This window comes from Polaribacter tangerinus, from assembly GCF_038024095.1.
Classification (GTDB): Bacteria; Bacteroidota; Bacteroidia; order Flavobacteriales; family Flavobacteriaceae; genus Polaribacter; species Polaribacter tangerinus.
Window position 1 is genome coordinate 2,493,049 of sequence record NZ_CP150668.1, and the last position, 21,046, is coordinate 2,514,094.

At 32.0% G+C, this 21,046-nt stretch carries 10 protein-coding genes; 9 read left to right on the forward strand and 1 reads right to left on the reverse strand.

Translation table 11 applies throughout. The annotated features are described in order from the left end of the window. Positions 1-4: 4 nt before the first annotated feature. The 3 genes from WHD54_RS10920 to WHD54_RS10930 are packed head-to-tail and all read left to right on the forward strand — an operon-like array spanning position 5 to position 5,658. Positions 5-1,882, forward strand: coding sequence for an alpha-amylase family protein (locus WHD54_RS10920; RefSeq protein ID WP_088323390.1), 1,878 nt, complete (start codon positions 5-7; stop codon positions 1,880-1,882). Between the two features lie 8 nt (positions 1,883-1,890). Beyond that, complete coding sequence (locus WHD54_RS10925; protein WP_088323389.1) at positions 1,891-3,534, forward strand: alpha-amylase family glycosyl hydrolase; 1,644 nt, start codon at positions 1,891-1,893, stop codon at positions 3,532-3,534. A 6-nt stretch (positions 3,535-3,540) separates the two neighbouring features. Further along, entirely contained in the window at positions 3,541-5,658 is a 2,118-nt protein-coding gene (locus tag WHD54_RS10930) for a glycoside hydrolase family 97 protein (protein WP_088323388.1), read from the forward strand. A 90-nt stretch (positions 5,659-5,748) separates the two neighbouring features. On the opposite strand, the gene WHD54_RS10935 is transcribed toward WHD54_RS10930, so the two are convergent. Continuing rightward, complete coding sequence (locus tag WHD54_RS10935; RefSeq protein ID WP_088323387.1) at positions 5,749-5,937, reverse strand: hypothetical protein; 189 nt, start codon at positions 5,935-5,937, stop codon at positions 5,749-5,751. A gap of 188 nt (positions 5,938-6,125) precedes the next feature. Between WHD54_RS10935 and WHD54_RS10940 the strand changes: the two genes are divergently transcribed. The 6 genes from WHD54_RS10940 (at position 6,126) to WHD54_RS10965 (ending at position 20,982) form a co-directional block, all read left to right on the forward strand. Next, entirely contained in the window at positions 6,126-8,939 is a 2,814-nt protein-coding gene (locus WHD54_RS10940) for a helix-turn-helix and ligand-binding sensor domain-containing protein (protein ID WP_088323386.1), read from the forward strand. A 209-nt stretch (positions 8,940-9,148) separates the two neighbouring features. Next, positions 9,149-12,151, forward strand: coding sequence for a SusC/RagA family TonB-linked outer membrane protein (locus tag WHD54_RS10945; RefSeq protein WP_088323385.1), 3,003 nt, complete (start codon positions 9,149-9,151; stop codon positions 12,149-12,151). 12 nt (positions 12,152-12,163) lie between these two features. Beyond that, positions 12,164-13,648 carry a RagB/SusD family nutrient uptake outer membrane protein gene (locus WHD54_RS10950; protein WP_088323384.1) on the forward strand — a complete coding sequence of 495 codons (1,485 nt, stop codon included), beginning with the start codon at positions 12,164-12,166 and terminating at the stop codon, positions 13,646-13,648. Between the two features lie 3 nt (positions 13,649-13,651). Further along, a complete protein-coding gene (locus WHD54_RS10955) occupies positions 13,652-15,727 on the forward strand; it encodes a hypothetical protein (protein ID WP_088323383.1) in 2,076 nt (691 codons plus the stop codon). A gap of 7 nt (positions 15,728-15,734) precedes the next feature. Then, positions 15,735-17,360, forward strand: a complete 1,626-nt coding sequence (locus tag WHD54_RS10960) for a glycoside hydrolase family 16 protein (protein WP_233130970.1) — start codon at positions 15,735-15,737, stop codon at positions 17,358-17,360. 175 nt (positions 17,361-17,535) lie between these two features. Further along, positions 17,536-20,982, forward strand: a complete 3,447-nt coding sequence (locus WHD54_RS10965; protein ID WP_088323381.1) for a hypothetical protein — start codon at positions 17,536-17,538, stop codon at positions 20,980-20,982. The last annotated feature ends 64 nt before the right edge of the window (positions 20,983-21,046 follow it).

Below are 21,046 nucleotides of genomic sequence, written 5' to 3' on the forward strand. Positions count from 1 at the left end.
CACCATGAGAAAATTTATAGTATTTTTATCCCTTTTAATCGCTGTAATAACTGTTGGTTGTTCATCAGAGAGGTCATCTTCAGAAATGCAAAATCTAGAAATTGGTAATTCACAAAAAAAGGTTGTTTACCAAGTTTTTACTCGCTTATTTGGCAATACAAATACTACAAACAAGCCATGGGGAACTTTGGAAGAAAATGGCGTTGGAAAATTTAATGATTTTACCGATAAAGCGCTTTCCGAAATAAAAAAATTAGGAGTAACTCATATATGGTTTACAGGTGTTCCACATCATAATGTTATTACAGATTATAGTTCATTTGGTATTTCAAATGACGATCCGGATGTGGTAAAGGGACGTGCAGGTTCACCTTATGCAGTAAAAGATTATTACAATGTAAATCCAGATTTAGCAGAAAACGTTACCAACCGTTTAGAAGAATTTGAAGCATTAATTGCACGAACACACCAACAAAATTTAAAAGTAATTATTGATATTGTACCCAATCACGTTGCAAGAAACTACCATAGTGTAACGAACCCTAAAGGAGCAAAAAATTTTGGAGCAGAAGATAATACATCTGTTGCATATGACGTAAATAACAATTTTTATTATGTGCCAGATGAAGCATTTGAAGTTCCAGATTTTTTGAATGGTTATAGGCCGCTTGGAGGAGAAAATCATCCTTCGTCAGATAAAAAATTTAATGAATACCCTGCAAAATGGACAGGCAATGGGTCTCGTTCTGCCAAACCTAGTTTTTATGATTGGTATGAGACTGTAAAAGTAAATTATGGTATTTCTCCAGAGGGTAAAAAAGATTTTGAAGAACTTCCAGAAGGATTTGAAAACGAAAATTATAAAATACATTATGCTTTTTGGAAAGATAAAACGGTTCCTAACTCATGGACAAAGTTTAAGGATATTTGTTTGTATTGGATACAAAAAGGAGTAGATGGCTTTAGGTATGATATGGCAGAAATGGTACCAGTAGAGTTTTGGAGTTATCTAAATTCTAATATAAAAATGAAAAATCCGAATGCTTTTTTATTAGCAGAGGTATACAACCCTAGTTTATATAGAGATTATTTAAAGAAGGGAAAAATGGATTACCTTTATGATAAAGTGCAGTTGTATGATACCCTAAAAAATATTATTCAAGGTAAAGGACTAACCGATAATATTCCTCCAATAATTAAAGACCTAGAAGACATTGAACATCATATGTTACATTTTTTAGAAAATCATGATGAGCAACGAATTGCAAGTAAAGAGTTTGCAGGAAATGCAAATAAAGGAAAACCAGCAATGGTAGTTTCAGCAACAATATCTTCATCACCAACAATGATTTATTTTGCTCAAGAATTAGGAGAAGATGGTTCAGAAAATGCTGGTTTTGGTACACCTTCTAGAACTTCAATTTTCGATTATATAGGGGTTCCAACTTTACAGAGATGGATGAATAACGGAAAATTTGACGCAGGTAAATCTACTAAAGAAGAAGTAGAATTAAGAGATTTTTACAAGCGTCTACTTAATTTTACAATTAACAGTAAAGCATTAATGGGTACTTATTTCGATTTGCATTCATTTAATAGAAGTGCAACTAAAAATTATAATAGTAGTTTAATTTCTTATGCTCGTTTTAAAGAGGATGAAAAACTATTAATAGTTGCAAATTTTAATGAAAATGAATCGTATAGTTTTGAACTCAAATTACCAAAATATTTAATTGATTTATGGCAATTAAAAGAAGGTAAATACCATTTAAAAGATCAACTATATAACACTCAAACTGCATTATTAAATGTGAAAAATTCAGAAGCAACTGTTCAAATTAATATACGCCCTTTACAATCTTTAATACTTCAACTTAACTAATATCAAAAATGAAACAACTATTTTTTATAATTTTTATGGCAACTATTTACAGTTGTCAGAATAATTCACCGGCATCGAAGGAAGAGAAAGCAAAAGATTTTGTTTGGGAAGGAGCAAATATTTATTTTTTATTAACAGATCGTTTTAATAATGGAGATACGTCAAATGATATTAATTTTAATAGAAAAAAGGATGCCTCGGTTTTAAGAGGTTTTGAAGGGGGAGATTTAAGAGGAATTACCCAAAAAATAAAAGAAGGCTATTTTACAAATTTGGGAATTAACGCAATTTGGATGACTCCTATTGTAGAGCAAATTCATTCTAGCACAGATGAAGGAACAGGTAAAACTTATGGTTTTCATGGTTATTGGACAAAAGATTGGACAGCTATTGATCCTAATTTTGGAACAAAGGAAGATGTAAAAGAGTTGGTAGAAGCAGCACACAGTAAAGGTATACGTGTTGTGTTAGATGCTGTAATAAACCATACGGGTCCAGTTACCGAGTTAGACACCGTTTGGCCTTCTTCTTGGGTACGGACAAGTCCTAAATGTACCTATGAAAATTATAAAAACACTGTAGAATGCACATTGGTTGCAAATTTACCAGACATTAAAACAGAAAGTAATGATGCTGTTTCATTACCACCACAATTGGTTAAAAAATGGAAAAATGAAGGCAGGTATGAACAGGAAGTTGCTGAGTTAGATGCTTTTTTTGAAAAAACAGGACACCCAAGAGCTCCACGATTTTACATTATGAAATGGTTAAGTGACTATATTACAGAATTTGGTATAGATGGTTATCGAGTAGATACTGTAAAGCACACAGAGTTTTCTGTTTGGCAAGAGTTTAAAAAAGTTTGCGATGCTGCATTTGCAGAGTATAAGAAAAATAATCCTGATAAAGTTTTAGATAAATCTGATTTTTATTTGGTTGGCGAAGTTTATAATTATGCTATATCTCATGGAAAATCATTTGATTTTGGTGATAAGAAAGTCAATTATTTTGATAAAGCATTTCATAGTTTAATTAATTTTGAATTGAAATGGAACGTAAAGCAACTATCAGAAAAACAGGTTTTTAAAAAATATGATTCTATTTTAAATAGTGAGTTAAAAGGATACGGAATTTTAAATTATTTAACTTCTCATGACGATGGTCAACCTTTTGATAAAGAAAGAGAAATGCCATACAAAACAGCTACAATGTTACTGCTTACACCAGGATCTTCTCAAGTTTATTACGGTGATGAGTCGGTTAGAGATTTGTCTATTGAAGGAGCCAATGGAGATGCAACATTAAGGTCTTTTATGAACTGGAATGATATTTATGAAAACAATGAAACAAAAAATATTTTATCTCACTGGCAAAAATTAGGTCAGTTTAGAGCAAATCACATGGCAGTTGGTGCAGGAAAGCATCAACTTATTTCAGAAGCAAATGGACTCGTTTTTTCGAGAGCTTGGAATAATGATCAAGTAGTTATTGGTATCAATTTACCAAAAGGAGAGAAGTTAATAAAAGTATCTTCAATTTTTAGTGAAGGAGAACTTTTAAGAGATGCTTATTCCAATCAAAAAATCTCAGTAAAAGACGGAATTGTAGTTTTAAATTCTAAATATAATATTGTATTATTGGAAAAAATATAGTCACAAATGAAAAATAGTATCCTAATTATCTTCTCTATATCGTCATTAATTTTATCCTCATGTAGTGTAAAATCTTCTAAAGTTACTTCTCCGGATGAAAATATTTCAGTTAATTTTCATCTATCAGATGAAGGCCAATTCTATTATACAATTCATTATAAGAACAAAACAGTTATAGATACTTCTTATGTAGGGTTTTCTCTTGTTGATGCACCTAATTTAGAAAAAGGATTTATTGCTTCTGTAAAAAAGCCAGCCACTGTTAATGAAACATGGCAATTGCCATGGGGAGAACAAGAAGATGTGGTTAATAATTATAACGAAGTTCGAGTTGAATTAAAAGAAAAAGAAATATTAAAAAGAGAGGTAAACTTAATTTTTAGAGTTTATAATGATGGTGTAGGTTTTAGGTACGAATTTCCGTTACAAGAAAATTTATCTGAAGTGTTAATTGCTGATGAAAAAACAGAGTTTAACCTAACAGAAGATTATAAAACTTTTTGGATTCCTGGAGATTGGGATATTTATGAGCATTTATATAGAACTACTAAATTATCCGAAATTAATGCCTTAACCTATGCAAATCATGATGATTTAGCGCAAACTTATATTCCAGAAAATGCTGTAAATACACCTGTAACATTAGTTGGTAATACTGGTTTACATCTCAGTTTTCATGAAGCAGCATTATTAGATTATTCTGGTATGACCTTAAAAGTTAATCCAGATGAATTAAAATTTACAAGTAACTTAGTAGGATCTAAAAACACCAATTACAAGGTAAAACGTAAAACTCCCTTTGTTACCCCTTGGAGAACTATTCAAATAGCAGAAAATGCTCCAGATTTAATTGAATCAAATCTCATTTTAAATTTAAACGAACCAAATAAACTTGGAGATGTTTCTTGGTTTACTCCTATGAAATATACCGGTGTTTGGTGGGAAATGCATTTGGGTAAATCTACTTGGGATTACGGTATGGAAATGGTGGAAGGAAAATGGAAAGATACCGGAAAGGCACATGGTAAGCATGGCGCAACTACAGAAAATGTAAAACGTTTTATCGATTTTTCTTCGAAGAATAATATTGGTGGTGTTTTGGTAGAAGGTTGGAATACAGGCTGGGAGCGATGGATTGGTTTTGAAGACCGAGAAGGGGTTTTTGATTTTGTTACACAGTACCCAGATTACAATATGGATGAAGTAACTGCTTATGCCAAAGAAAAGGGAGTTCAAATTATTATGCATCATGAAACTTCTGCGGCAACAGAAACCTATGAAAAGCAACAAGATACAGCATATGCACTCATGCAAAAATATGGAATGCATAGCGTAAAGTCTGGTTATGTGGGTAAGATTTTACCAAAAGGAGAGTACCACCATGGTCAGTATATGGTAAACCAATATAATAATGCTGCAATTAAAGCAGCAAAGTATGAAGTAGCAGTAAATGCACATGAACCAATAAAAGCAACGGGTTTACGCCGAACATATCCTAACATTATTTCAAGAGAAGGACTGCGAGGTCAAGAGTTTAACGCATGGGCTTCGGATGGTGGTAATCCTCCAGAACACCTTTCTATTGTTGCGTTTACCAGAATGTTGGCAGGACCAATAGATTTTACACCAGGTATTTTTAACATAAAGTTTAATGAGTACAAAGATAAAAACCAGGTAAACACTACATTGGCTCATCAATTAGCGTTGTATGTAGTAATTTATAGTCCCATTCAAATGGCAGCTGATCTAGTAGAACACTATGAGGCAAATTTACCCCCTTTTCAATTTATTAGAGATGTTGGGGTAGATTGGTCTCAAACAAAAGTTTTAAATGGAGAAGTGGGAGATTTTGTAACTATTGCCAGAAAAGAACGTGAAACAGAAAGTTGGTTTGTTGGTGGAATTACTGATGAGGTTTCTAGAAAAATTTCAATTGATTTTAGTTTTTTAGATGCTAATATACCTTATGAGGCAATTGTGTATAAAGATGGAGAAAATGCTCATTGGAATGATAATCCGTTAGATATAAAGATAGAACCTTTAGAGGTAAATAGTAGTTCCAAGCATACTTTTACATTAGCTGCTGGTGGTGGTTTTGCAATTAGTATTAAGAAAAAAGACTAATCTTTTGTAGCTTTTTCAAACTCATTAATCATTATAATAGCCCAAATTACAACGCAAACTCCAACAAAAATTGAAAGGTATAATACAATATTATCTGCGCTCACGACTAATTAATTTTATGTAAATAATTACTCCTAAAAGCGTAGGAGCCCATAAGCCAAGAAAAATTCCATGTAATTTATTTCCTGTCAAGAAAAGGTATTCTGCTACAAGTATAATTAGTACGCAAAGCAATAGTACTAAAAAGTTAAGAATTCCTAATTTTTGTATAAGACGCATTTAAATTTAAATTTTCTATTTCATAAATGTAAAAAATTTAAACTTTAAAAAAAAATGAAATTGTCTTATATTTTTTTAATTGAGCATTTAAGAGTATATTAAGCCCATATAAACTATACAGTAATTTTTATTTTTATTTTAACTGTTTGTTTAATAGGTTTTTATGATTTTATAAATCCAAACAAAATATGAGTTCATTAAAAAAAAGCAATACAATTTATTTATTGATATTTTTGATCATTCATTCTGCAACTTCATATGCTCAAGAACTCCCTCCAATAGATGTTTTTACTACAGAAATGTATTCAGGTGGTAATCAGAATTGGTCTATTTCACAAGCTTCCAATAAGTATATATATGTTGCTAATAATAAAGGTCTTTTAGAGTATAATGGTGCTGAATGGAATTTGTATCCTACACCAAACGAGACTATAATGAGGTCTGTAAAGTGTATAGGCGATAAGATTTTTACTGGTTTTTTTAGAGATTTTGGTTATTGGAAAAAAAATGATGTTGGCTTTTTAGTTTTTCATTCAATTGTTTCAGAGAACTCTATAGAGATGTTTGAGGACGAGCAAATTTGGGAAATTATTAAGTTAGAAGATTGGGTATTGTTTAAGTCTTTAGAACGAATTTTTCTTTATAATTTAAATAACAAGTCGCTCAAGGTAATTAATGGACAAAATGTTATTACAAAAATAGAAAAGGTAAATGGAGTTGTCTATTTTCAAGAATTAGGAAAAGGGATTTTTAAAATTGAAAATGGAGAACCTCAGTTATATTCCGATAACTCAATTTTAAAAAATGATAAAATAACGAGTATTTTCTACAAAAATGATAGACTATTTTTTCTAACACAAAAAAAAGGTTTTTTTTACTTTGAAGACACTCTTTTAAAGCAATGGAATATTCTTTCTAATTCATATTTAAAATCCAAAACCATATACAGTGCTAAAATACTTTCTAATGGTAAAATTGTATTAGGAAGTATTTCTAATGGTCTTATTGGTTTAACAGAAAACGGGGAAATAGATTATGTTGTAAATCAGAACTTTGGCTTGTCAAATAATACAATTTTATCAATTTTTGAGGATGTAGACAGTAATATTTGGCTAGGATTAGATAATGGAATTAATCTGTTAAATTTTAAATCAGCATTTAAATTCTTAGTAAATCAAAATAAGTTTTTAGGAACTGTATACTCCTCAATTATTTATAATAATTATTTGTATATAGGAACAAATCAAGGATTGTTTTATAAAAGTTATAATTCTAATGAAGATTTTAAATTTCTAGACAAAACACAAGGTCAGGTCTGGAGTTTGAGAAATATAGATGGCACTTTGTTTTGTGGTCATGATTCAGGAACTTTTATTATAAAGAATAATAAGGCGCAATTAATTTCTAAAAATCAAGGTACGTGGGATTTTAAAAAAATAAATTCACAAACTATACTTCAGGGTAATTATGATGGTTTGTATGTTTTACACCTTAAAAATAACCAATGGAAGGTAAGAAACAAGGTCGAAGGATTTAAAAACTCTAGTCGTTATTTTATACTCGATAATAACAACAAAGTTTTTGTTAATCATGAGTATAAAGGTGTATTTAAGTTAGAATTGAATGAAAGCTATACAAAGGTTTTAAAGGTAGAAAAAGATAGTTCTGTAAATAAGGGAATACATTCGAGTTTAGTTAAGTATATTGGAAATATTTTATACGCTTCTAAAAATGGTGTGTTTCGTTATGACGATTTATCAAATGGTTTTAAGTTAGATTCTGTGTACACCAATTTAATACCAATAAATAGTTTTACCTCAGCTAAACTTGTAGTAAATAAAACGAGTAATAAATTATGGGCTTTTAATAAAGAGGGTTTGAAGTTTATTAGTCCTGGAAAATTGAGTAGTCAACCAGTTTTAAGATCGGTTTTTATAAAAAATACATTGCTTAAAGGTGCTTCTGGTTTTGAGAATATTACTCATTTAGAAAACGAAAAATATATTATTGGAATTACAAACGGATACGCAATTTTAGATTTAAATAAGTTGTCATTACCAAATCAATTTGAAGTTGCTATCAATAAAGTTTCAAATTTTCAGTTAGAAAAGCCCTTAAAAAATATTCCTTTAAACTCAGAACCCACATTTAATAGTAAAGAAAATAGTATAGAGTTTACTTTTAGTGTACCTAATTATAGCAAGGAGTTGCTAAATTTATATCAATATAAGTTAGATGGATATACAACAAAATGGAGCGATTTTCAGCAATCAAACACTGTTTTCTACGAAAATTTACCTTACGGAGACTTTACTTTTAATGTAAGGGCAAAAATAGGGAGTTCGTTAAGTAGTAATATTGCCGCTTTTTCTTTTACTATTAACAAACCATGGTTTTTGTCTGGCGTAGCTTTATTCATTTACTTTTTAATTTTTTCTTGCTTAATGTACATTTGGTATTTATTTTCTAAAAGATATCATAACAAACAAAAGAAAAAGCTATTAGAGGACGCACAAAAAGAGTTAGAATTAAGAGAGCTAGAAAATTCACAAAAAATAATAAAACTAAACAACGAAAAATTAAGAGTAGATATTGAAAGTAAAAATAGAGAGCTTGCATCCTCTACTATGAACATCATAAAGAAAAATGATTTTTTAAATACGATAAAGTCAGAGTTGTTGCAAGGAGGTGAAAAACGAATTGCTAAGGTTGTGAAAATTATCGATAAAAATTTAAACAATACAGATGATTGGAAAATGTTTCAAGAGGCATTTAATAATGCAGATAAAAAGTTCTTGAAAAAGATGAAGTCTAAACACCCAGATTTAACTCCAAATGATTTAAGGTTATGTGCTTATCTCCGATTAAATCTGTCATCAAAAGAAATTGCTCCTTTATTAAATATATCACCTAGAAGTGTTGAAGTGAAGCGATATAGATTGAGAAAAAAGATGAATTTAGCACACGATGAGAACTTAACAAGTTATATTTTAGAAATATAATACCACATCATTACCTAATACAACCTATACATTACTACAACATTACTTTTTTTTACAAAAAAAAATATTTTTTAAATCCCCATTATTTTAGGCTACGAAAGCCATTTTTCTATATTAATATTGCGATGTATGTTTTATGTTGCGGTTTATTTTAGTAAATTAATAATAAAATGGTCTTAAATTTATAAAAAAATTAAAACAACTAATTCATGAGAAAACAAATCACTCTTTTACTTCTTTTGTTTGTTGGTATTTGTGCCACTGCACAAACCACAAATATTAAGGGAGTTGTTAAAGACGCAGCCAACGGAGATTTATTACCTGGAGTAAGCATTATTATTAAAGGAACTACTAAAGGAACTGAAACAGATTTTGATGGTGTTTACAACTTACAAGATGTGCCTAATGGAGCTATTTTGGTTTTTAATTACTTAGGTTACAAACAACAAGAAGTTGTGGTTAATAAATCTATAATTAATGTAACCTTAGAAATACAGGCAGAGGCATTAGATGAAATTATTGTGGTAGGTTATGGTAAGCAAAAACGGAAAGATGTTACCGGTTCTGTATCTATAGTAGGAGAAGAAACTTTTGAAGTTTTGAGACCAATTGATGCAACTACAGCATTGCAAGGTACCACCTCTGGTGTAGCTGTAAACTTATCTTCAGGGGCGCCAGGTGCTAAAGTAAATATTCTTATACGTGGAGTTAGTTCAAATACCAACAACCAACCGTTAACAATTGTAGATGGTTACGAGGGAGACTTAAATAGTATTAACCCAAACGATATAGAAACCATTACTGTTCTTAAAGATGCGCAAGCGGCTATTTACGGAATTAAAGGAGCAAATGGAGTAGTTTTGGTTACAACAAAAATTGGTAAGAAAAATAAAGCTCCTTCCGTAAGGTATGAAACTTTTGCAGCTCTTCAGCAAACAACAAGAAAATTGCCATATTTAAATGCCACCGAATATGCATTGGTTTTAAATGAGGCATATGGTGCTAGTGGCCAACCATTACCTTTTTCCGATGTGTCGCAATTAGGATATGGAACCAATTTTCAGGACGAATTATTTAACAATGCCATTTTAATGAATCACAACATTAGTGTATCTGGCGGAGGAGAAAATTTTAACTATTTTATTAGCGCTAGTAGAACAGAGCAGGATGGTATTATTGCCAAAGAAAATTCTAATTTTATTAGAAACAATATTAAAATTAATTTAGGAGTAGATATTTCCGATAAATTAAAGTTTTCTTTAATATCTAATTATTTTACTGCAGCTTCAGAAGGTTTCGATGGCTCTGTATTATTTAACGGATTAAATTATGCTCCAACTTTTGGGGCTTATGAAGATGATGTAAATAACTTTTTAGGAATTGAATTAATCAACCCATTAAATCAACTACAAAATACCTACAACGAAAATAATGGAAATGGTTTAGAAGGAAATTTTAAACTAGAATATAAACCTTTAGAAGGATTGACTCTTACATCTAGACTTGGTTATAAAATATACAACGAAAAAGGAAGAACCTTTACCCCAATTCAAAACTATGGTAGTAGTAAAGTATTTAATACTCCGCAGAGTTCTGTTTATCAGTTTAAACAAACATCTACAAGAGTTGTCTTAGAGACTTTTGCTAATTATGAAAAAACATTTGCAGAAGACCACAATACTACCTTCACTTTAGGAACAAGTGTGCAAAACGATTTATTTGACGGTATTTATGCAACCGGAATAAATGTGCCAAATAATTCATATGATTTTGCAGATTTAAGTTTAACAGACAAATTTAGCGATCAAAGGAGTTTAAATTCGGGCTTTAACGATATCCGTCTTATTTCGTATTTCTCTAGATTGCAATACGATTACAAAGGAAAGTATTTATTTTCTGGATTAGTCAGAAGAGATGCTGCATCAGTTTTTGACAAAAATTTGAGAGTAGATCATTTCTGGTCTGCCACAACAGGATGGAAAATCTCAGATGAAGAATTTTTAAGAGATAACAAAACTATTAGTTTTCTAAAGCTAAGAGCTAGTTATGGTACTTTAGGAAACCTTGTAGGTAATAATTTAAACAGGTCTTTTTTAAGCGGAGAAGGAACGTATGTTTTTGATGGAGTATTAGTAGATGGTGAGGCTCAAGGGAGATTGCCGAATCCTTTAGCACAATGGGAAACTGCTAAAAAGTTAGATATTGGTTTGGATATTAATTTATTTGATGATAAAATTTCTATCGTAGCAGATTATTTTGAAGAAAGTAGAGAGAACTTATTAATACAAAACTTTCCTGTATCGGGTATTTTAGGAACTGGTGCGCCAGGTGGTGGAAATCCAACTGTAAATGCTGGTACATCTAGAAATATTGGTGGGGAATTGGCAATTAATTATAAAGCTATAGACAATGAAAATTCTTCATTAAACCTATCCTATAACGTTACATACGTAAATAATGAAGTTACAGATGTAACAGGAGGCGCTTTCTTAGAAGGAGGTTCTTTTGCAATTGGAAATTTACCACCGTCTAGAATGGAAGTAGGACAACCGATCGGATATTTTTATGGATTGCAAACAGATGGAATTTTTCAAAACCAAGCAGAAATAGATGTACACCCTTCACAAAGTGCTTTGGGAGCATCTAACACTTCTCCAGGAGATATTCGTTATAAAGATATTAATGGTGATGGTAAAGTTGATGTAAATGACAGAACTAATATAGGGAAACCACAAGCAGATTTTTTTATGGGTTTTAATATTTCTGGAAACTATAAAAACTGGGATTTTGCTGCCTATTTTTATGCTGAATTAGGAAAAGACATTGTTAGGAATTACGAACGTTTTTTACCAAACTCAAACAAACCTAATTACTACTTAGGTAGGTGGAAGGGAGAAGGAACTAGTAATACAATTCCGAGACTTACAAATGATGCTACAAACAATAAACTGTTTTCAGACTTTTTCGTTGAAGATGGTTCGTTTTTAAGAATGCAAAACATACAAATTGGCTATACTTTATCGGATAATTTAGTCGAAAAAATAGGCATATCTAAGTTAAGATTATATACAAGTATTAATAACCTATTTACAATAACAGATTACTCTGGCTTCGACCCAACAATAAATGGAGGAGCAATTGGTGCGGGTATTGACTATGGAACGTATCCTTCCGCTAGACAGTTTATGTTAGGGTTAAATGTTGAATTTTAAAAAGAACAAGTAATGAAAAATTTCAGTAAAAAAATATCAGTTACTATTCTTGCAATTGCAAGTTTACTTATTGCGAATGGTTGTTCAGACGATTATTTAGACAATACAAAAATTTATGCAGAAGATTCTGAATCTTATTTTAACTCAGAATCCGATTATTACAACGCGCTTGTAGCTGCATACGACCCATTACAATCTACCTTTATTAATGTGTTAATGGGAGAAATTGCTTCAAATAATACTTTATGTGGTGGTGAGAGTGCCACCGATGTTCCGGGTTATCAACAAATAGATGATATGGTACATACTCCTGTAAATGCTCAATTACAAAATTTATGGGACTGGATGTACGGAGGTGTAAATAGAGCTTCTTACATCATAGAGTTTAGAGATAAAACAAACTTTACCGGTAAAGAAATTATTTTAGGTGAAGCTTATTTTTTAAGAGCATATTATAATTTTGAATTGGTAAAATGGTTTGGTGCAATACCTATTAAGCCAGAGGGAAGATTTTCTGTTGGTGATGAAAAAACCATTCCTAGATCGCCAGTAACAGAAGTGTATTCTTATATCGAGCAAGATTTAAAAAAGGCAGTTGCTAGTTTGTCTTACTCTGCGCCGCAGGTTGGTAGGGCTACGAAAGGTGCTGCAGAGGCACTTTTAGGAAAAGTATATTTATATCAAAATAAGTTTACAGAAGCTGCAAATGTGCTAGAAGATGTAATTACAAAAGGCCCTTACATGTTAGAGCCAGATTATGGTAAAATATTCGAATTTCAAGGAGAAAATGGTTCAGGTTCCGTTTTTGAAATTCAGTATACAGACATAGAAGGCGCAGGTTTTGGATGCTTACAATGTAGTGAAGGTAATGTAGCTGTAGGTTTTCAAGGTGTTAGAGGATATAACGGAGATTTGTTTACTTCAGGCTTTAGCTTTAATGTTCCAACTCAAGAAGTAGTGGATGAGTTTGAGGCTGGAGACAAACGTAAAGAGGTAGCTATTTTAGATATTGATGCATGGGCAGCTAGCACAGGAGCTAGTTTTACAGTAGGTTATGAACATACTGGGTATTTTAATAGAAAGTATTTACCAAGAAAAAGAAGTGCTACAGCGGCAGGAGATTTAAATCTTACGAACCCTAATAATTATCGAGCAATTCGTTTTGCAGATGTTTTGTTAATGGCTGCTGAGGCAAATAATAGAAAAGAAATTGCCAACGATACAAAAGCAAGACAGTACCTAAATAGAGTAAGAGCAAGAGCATTTGGCAATAGTAATAATGAAGTTACCGTAAGTGGTTCAGATTTAACTGCAGCAATTTATCATGAGAGACGTGTAGAGTTAGTAGGTGAAGGACATCACTTTTTCGACTTAGTTAGAACAGGTAGAGGTGCTGAAATTCCAGGATTTACAGAAAATAAAAACGAAGTTTTTCCAATTCCTCTAGAAGAAATTCAGTTTTCTCAAGGAAATTGGAGTCAAAATAATAACTACTAAAATATGAAAAACTTAAAAACAATATTCAAAGCACTTATCATATTTATATTTGTAAGTGCCTGTACAGAAAATAATAATTTAGATTTTTTACAGACTATTCCTCTGCCGTCAAATATTTCAGCAGCTTATAACCTTACACAAGATAATTCTGGTGTAGTTACCATTACACCTACTGCAGATGGGGCAATATCTTTCGACTTGCATTTAGGTGATGCCACCACAACACCTCAAAAAGTTGTTCAAGGTAAAAGTTTCACACATACTTACTTAGAAGGTACATATGATGTAAAAATAGTAGCCTACAACGCTGTCGGAAAAACAGCAGAGATTTCTCAACCATTGGTTGTTTCTTTTAAGGCGCCAGAAAATTTGGTTGTAACTATAGAAAATGATGCAGCGATTTCTAAACAAGTCAATATTACTGCAACTGCAGATTTTGCAGCCACCTACGATTTTTATTCTGGAGAGCAAAATGTAACACAACCTGTTGTGTCTGGTAATATTGGCGATGTAATTAACTATCAATATAAAGAAGCAGGAACTTACGATGTAAAAATAGTGGCCAAAGGAAGTGCAATTCAAACTACAGAATACATAGCATCTTTTGAAGTAACCGCCATTTTAGCACCTATAGAGAGTGTAGCAACGCCAGCAAGTAGAAATGATCAAGATGTGATTTCTATTTTTAGTGATGCTTATACAGATATCACAGGGGTTGATTATTATCCGAATTGGGGACAACAAACTCAGTATAATTTGTTTGATTTAAACGGTGATAAAATGTTACAGTATAGTAACCTAAATTATCAAGGTATCGATTTTTCTGGTAATGTTCAGGATGCATCAACAATGGAAACATTACATATTGATGTTTGGACAGCTGATGCCACAGAAATTAAGATTTTTCCAATAAGCTCCTCATCACCAGAATATTTTGTTACCAAAGCATTGGTTGCTAACCAATGGAATAGTTTCGAAATTTCATTGACAGATTTTACAGATCAAGGTTTGGTTATTTCAGATTTAAAGCAATTTAAATTTGAAGGCGCTGGTACAATATTTATAGATAACCTTTATTTCTACAAAGCTCCTTCTGCTGCTTCCGTGTTAACAGGAACTTGGAAGGTTGCACCAGAGGCTGGTTCTTTAAAAGTAGGACCATCTAAAGGAAGTGGAGAATGGTATTCAATAGATGCTGCAGGAGTTGCACAAAGAGCATGTTTTTTTGATGATGAATATATTTTTGGTGCAGACTCTAGCTTTCAAAACTCCTTGGGTGCTAGTACATGGTTAGAGGGTTGGCAAGGAGCTTCCCCAGATAGTTGCGGAACGCCAGTAGCCCCTCATGATGGTTCAACTGCTGCGACTTTTGTACATGATGTAACTACAAATAAATTAACTTTAAACGGATTGGGAGCTTACTTAGGGTTGCCTAAAGTATATAACGCTGGAGAATTACCAAATATAACAGTACCAAATTCTGTTACTTACGACATTACGTTGTCTAACAATAATACTGTTATGGAGGTAAGTATTGAAACTGGTTCTGGAGTCTTCTGGACCTATAAGTTAATAAAAGACGCTGCGGTGGTTGCTTCTCCGGTTGTAGGAACTTGGAAAGTAGCAGCAGAACCAGGAGCATTAAGAGTTGGTCCTGCAGCAGGAAGTGGAGAATGGTTTGCAATTGATGCAGCAGGTGTTACTGAAAGAGCATGTTATTTTGATGATACATATGTTTTTGATGCAAATGGAAATTTTGAGAATAAGCTAGGAGCAGATACTTGGGTAGAAGGATGGCAAGCTGGTTCGGATGCATGTAATACTCCTGTAGCACCTCACGACGGTTCTAACGCTGCAACTTTCGAATTTGATGCTACGGCAGGTACAATAAAGTTAAACGGAAAAGGCGCTTATTTAGGGTTGCCAAAAGTAAATAATACAAATGAACTAACAGACCCGGCAGCTGCTCCAGACAGTATTACGTATAATGTTACATTGTCTAACAATAACACAGAAATGGAAGTGATTATAGAGGTAGGAAGTGGAACCTTTTGGACATATAAGTTAGTAAAACAATAAAATTATAATGATGAAAAACTATAAAAATATATATACAGTTTTATTTTTTATGACTATGGCCTTTTTGGGTTGTCAAGAAAATGAATTTCAATTCGGAGAAATTGTACCACCTTCAAACATATCAGTAACCGTAAATATAGAGGGTGCCGATGATGCAAATCCGAATGGTGATGGAAGCGGTGTGGTACATTTTTCTGCTAAGGCAAACAATGCTGTTTCATTTGTATTTCATACAAACGGACAAGAAAAAGTAGCTCCTTCAGGAAATCAAACTATAAGTTTTAGTACTCAAGGTTTGGTAACCTATAACGTAAATGTGGTTGCAGTTGGTGCTGGCGGGGTTTCTTCCAGCAAACTAATTGAAGTTACTGTATTGTCTAATTACAAAGCACCTGAAGAATTAATAACAATGTTAACAAACAATGATTCGCAAACTTGGAGAGTAAAGTCAGAAGCTTTGGCACATTTTGGTGTAGGTCCGGCAGATGCAGTTTCTCCAATTTGGTATGCAGCAGCACCTGGAGAAAAATCAATTACAGGAATGTACGATGATGCTTATGTTTTTAATGTTGATGGATCTATTAAATATGTTACGAATAGTACAAATGACGATCCGTCGGAAGATGTTAGTGGTACAATTTTTGGTCAGGCTGCACCTATGGATCAAGAGTTAGGAAATGTGGGTATTTCTGCCAATCCTGGTGGTGAGTATGAAAACTATCCATTAGATGATTTTGAAGGAACTTGGATTTTAACAGCACCGAATGGTCAAGAAACAATATCTCTTTCAGGAAATGGATTTTTAGGATTTTATGTTGGTGGAGATCATACTTATCAAATAATTTCTAGAACAAGTAACGAAATGCTGCTAAAAACTATTGGTTTAGATGGTTTAGCCTGGTTTGTAGTTTTAACAACTGAATCTCCAGTAGATAACTCGCTAAATACAGCATATACAAATTTGGTTTGGCAAGATGAATTTGATGTTGATGGTGCACCAGACGCAACAAAATGGACTTATGACCTAGGTGCAGGTGGTTGGGGAAATCAAGAACTTCAAACCTATACCAATACAACTGATAATTCAATTGTAGAAGGAGGTTTTTTAAAGATTAAAGCAAAAGCAGATGGCGCATCCTATACTTCTGCAAGATTAAAATCTGAAGGATTATATGCCTTTACCTATGGTAGAGTAGAGGTTAGAGCAAAATTACCAGCCGCTCAAGGTACATGGCCAGCAATATGGATGCTTGGAGCAAACTTTAGCTCAGTTGGATGGCCAGCTTCTGGAGAAATTGATATTATGGAACAGAAGGGAACAGACAAAAATACCGTATTAAGTACTATACATTATCCAGGAAATTTTGGTGGTGGAGGACCTTCTGAATCAATAGAATTGGCAACTTCAACCACAGAGTTTCATAATTATACGTTAGAATGGTCGGCATCAGAAATTATTTTCGCTATAGATGATCAAGTATATCACACTTTACCAAATGATAGTACATTGCCATTTAATGCAGATTTCTTCTTAATCTTAAATGTAGCTATGGGTGGTACTCTAGGCGGAACTGTAGATGCTGCTTTTACAGAAGACATGATGGAAATTGATTACGTAAGAGTATATCAATAATAAAATATTAGTTTAAAAAAGGTCGAGTGTTTTACCATTCGACCTTTATTAATAGTTGTTAGCACAAATTACAAGATTTTACCCCAACTATAATTTGTAGGAGATTTCTATGGCCTTATCTCATATAAATTATCAACTAAAATAAAAGCGATATAGTTTCGCTACAAACAATTAAATGAATACTACTTCTCTTATAGCAAATAATTTTAAAAAGATTACTACTAATAATGGTAGTATGGTAAGCTTGAATAATGAAACTTTTTATAAAATATCCGATAGTCATACCATGCGTCCTTTTTTTATGACGATAGTATCAGACTCTAACCATTGGATGTTTATTTCTAGTAATGGAGCATTATCTGCAGGTAGAAAAAATGCACAATTTGCTTTATTCCCTTATTATACAGACGATAAAATAACTGCATTAGCAGAAACTACAGGTTGTAAAACAATTTTTAGAGTCCATAAAAATGACCGTACTTATTTGTGGGAACCTTTTTCAGAAAGAAATGAGGGACTTTATGATTTTTCTAGAAATATTTATAAAAATGTGTATGGCAATAAAATTATTTTTGAAGAAATTAATCACGATTTAAACCTTGTATTTTCATACGAATGGAATTCTAGTGATGTATATGGTTTTGTTAGAAAGGCAAAGCTTGTAAATACAAGTTCTGATAAAGTTTCTATAGAGGCCTTAGATGGTTTTCAAGATATTTTACCTTTTGGCGTAGGCTCCGAGCTACAAGCAAATGTAAGCAATTTGGTAGATGCTTACAAAAAAAGCGAATTAGAGAAAGAAATAGGTTTAGGAATTTATTCTTTAAGCGCTATAATTGTTGATAAGGCAGAACCTAGTGAAGCGTTAAAAGCAACTATTGTTTGGTCTAACGGAATTGAAAAGCCAACATATTTATTATCATCTCTACAAATAGATGCTTTTAGAAAAGGTTTTTCAATTAAAGAAGAAATAGATATTAGAGCAGAAAAAGGAGCATATTTAACAGTATTCAATTTTATTCTAGAAGGCAATTCTTGTAAAGACTGGTTGCACGTTGCAAATGTAAATCAGTCGATAAGCCAAATAGTTGCCTTATCTCAATTTAAAGCTACAACCAAAAACATAAAAGAGGTTTTAGAAAAGGACATTTTAAGTGGTACAAAAAAACTTATAAAATTAACAGCATCTGCAGATGGTTTGCAACTTACAGCTGATCATTTGATTAATACACGTCATTTTTCGAATACACTTTTTAATATTATGAGAGGTGGTGTTTTTGATAATAATTATCTAATAGAAAAATTAGATTTTTTGAATTACCTATCTAAAGCAAATACCAATGTTTACAATTCTAAAAGAGAGATGTTACACAAAATGCCAGCAACATTTAGTGTATCTTTTTTAAAAGAGTTTACAGAAAATGATTTAGATAAAGATTTTAAGAGGTTATCTTTAGAATACTTACCATTAAAGTTTAGTAGACGACATGGAGACCCGAGTAGACCATGGAATAAGTTTTCTATAAACACTAAAAACGAAAATGATGGCTCTAAAATACTAGATTACGAAGGAAATTGGAGAGATATTTTTCAGAATTGGGAGGCCTTAGCACATTCTTATCCGGGTTTTATAGAGAGCATGATTCACAAGTTTTTAAACGCCACTACTTTTGATGGGTACAATCCTTACAGAGTTACCAAAGGCGGTTTCGATTGGGAGGTGATAGAAGAAAATGATCCGTGGTCTTATATTGGTTATTGGGGAGATCATCAAGTTATTTATCTACTAAAGTTTTTAGAATTTGCAGAAAAACATTATCCAAATGAACTCTCTAAACTTTTTAGTTCTGCTATTTTTGTATATGCCAACGTTCCATATAAAATTAAATCTTACCAAGAAATTCTTAAAAACTCAAAAGATACTATAGATTTTGATTTTCAGCTAAATGAAAAAATTAACAAAGAAAGAGAGTATCTGGGAGCAGATGGAGCATTGCTAAAAAGTTACGATGGCGCTATATACAAAGTCAATTTAATTGAAAAAATATTGGCAACTCTTTTAGCCAAAGTATCTAATTTTATTCCAGAGGCTGGTATTTGGTTAAATACGCAAAGACCAGAGTGGAATGATGCTAATAACGCTTTGGTTGGAAATGGTGTTTCTATGGTAACACTTTACTATTTAAGAAGGTTTATTCATTTTTTTGAAGAATTAGTGTTAAAATCCAGTACGTTAGAGTTTGAATTATCTGAAGAGCTAGCTGTTTTCTTTAAAAATGTACACACTACACTTTTAGAAAACAAAAAAATATTAACAAGAAAGTTTACCAACAAAGAACGAAAACTTGTTTTAGATGGCTTGGCAGAGCCTGCTAGTAATTATAGAGTAAAAATTTATAAAAACGGATTTTCTACCAAAAAGCAGTCGATTTTAAAAGACGAATTACTTACGTTTTTAGATACAATAAAAGAGTATTTAGAGCACTCTATTAAAGCAAATAAGCGTGCAGATAATTTGTATCATGCTTATAATTTAATGACACTTAAAGGGACAGACGAAATAGAAATTTCTTATTTACCAGAAATGTTAGAAGGCCAGGTAGCTGTTTTAAGTGCTAAGTATTTATCTTCTAAAGAAGCGCTAGAGTTATTAAATGGTTTAAAAAATAGTGCCCTTTTTAGGCCAGACCAATACAGTTATATTTTATATCCAAATAAAGAATTACCAAGATTTACCCATAAAAATAATATTGCAAAAGATAAAGTAGAAAGCTCGTTACTATTAGCAACATTAATAAATGATAATAATACCAATATTATAGAGAAAGACGTGTTCGGAAACTATCATTTTAATGGAAGTTTTAATAATGCAAATAGTTTAGAAAATGCTTTAGACTTGCTACCGAAAGAAAAATATTCTTCTTTGTTAAATCAGGATAAAGATGCTGTTTTGGCAATATTTGAAACTGTTTTTAATCATAAATCTTTTACTGGAAGGTCTGGAACATTTTTCGGTTATGAAGGTTTGGGCTCTATTTATTGGCACATGGTTTCTAAATTGTTAGTAGCTGTTCAAGAAAACTGTATTCGTGCAATAGAAGAAAAAGCTTCTGATAAAATTATCGGAAAATTGTTAGATCACTATTACGAAATTCATGCAGGAATAGGTGTACATAAATCTCCCCGATTATATGGTGCTTTTCCTACAGATGCATACTCTCATACCCCAGCAGGAAAAGGAGCGCAACAGCCTGGTATGACAGGGCAAGTAAAGGAAGATGTTTTAAATAGGTTTGGAGAATTAGGAGTTTTCGTAAAAGAAGGAAAGCTTTTTTTTAACCCTTCTCTACTTAAAAAAGAAGAGTTTTTACGTTCACCGCAAATATTTAAATACATAACAGTTTCAGGAGATGAAAAAGAATTAGAAGTAAACCAACATGAACTTGCTTTTACTTATTGCCAAGTGCCAATTTTGTATTCAAAAGGCGAAGAAAAATCAATAACTGTGATTTATAATGATCATAGTTCGATTGTTTTTTCTGAGCTATTTTTAAGTAGAGAAGTAAGTAATCAAGTTTTTAAAAGAACCAATACAATTAACCATATAAAAGTGGTTATTTAATAAGTTAAAAAAACAGCGACCATAACACAATAATGTCTATAAATAGCTAAATTATTTAAATAAA

What these genes read in the sequence shown, in the direction of transcription:
- WHD54_RS10920 (WP_088323390.1), top strand. Translation starts at nt 5, where the DNA reads ATGAGAAAATTTATAGTATTTTTATCCCTTTTAATCGCTGTAATAACT.
- WHD54_RS10925 (WP_088323389.1), top strand. Translation starts at nt 1,891, where the DNA reads ATGAAACAACTATTTTTTATAATTTTTATGGCAACTATTTACAGTTGT.
- WHD54_RS10930 (WP_088323388.1), top strand. Translation starts at nt 3,541, where the DNA reads ATGAAAAATAGTATCCTAATTATCTTCTCTATATCGTCATTAATTTTA.
- WHD54_RS10935 (WP_088323387.1), bottom strand. Translation starts at nt 5,937, where the DNA reads ATGCGTCTTATACAAAAATTAGGAATTCTTAACTTTTTAGTACTATTG.
- WHD54_RS10940 (WP_088323386.1), top strand. Translation starts at nt 6,126, where the DNA reads ATGAGTTCATTAAAAAAAAGCAATACAATTTATTTATTGATATTTTTG.
- WHD54_RS10945 (WP_088323385.1), top strand. Translation starts at nt 9,149, where the DNA reads ATGAGAAAACAAATCACTCTTTTACTTCTTTTGTTTGTTGGTATTTGT.
- WHD54_RS10950 (WP_088323384.1), top strand. Translation starts at nt 12,164, where the DNA reads ATGAAAAATTTCAGTAAAAAAATATCAGTTACTATTCTTGCAATTGCA.
- WHD54_RS10955 (WP_088323383.1), top strand. Translation starts at nt 13,652, where the DNA reads ATGAAAAACTTAAAAACAATATTCAAAGCACTTATCATATTTATATTT.
- WHD54_RS10960 (WP_233130970.1), top strand. Translation starts at nt 15,735, where the DNA reads ATGATGAAAAACTATAAAAATATATATACAGTTTTATTTTTTATGACT.
- WHD54_RS10965 (WP_088323381.1), top strand. Translation starts at nt 17,536, where the DNA reads ATGAATACTACTTCTCTTATAGCAAATAATTTTAAAAAGATTACTACT.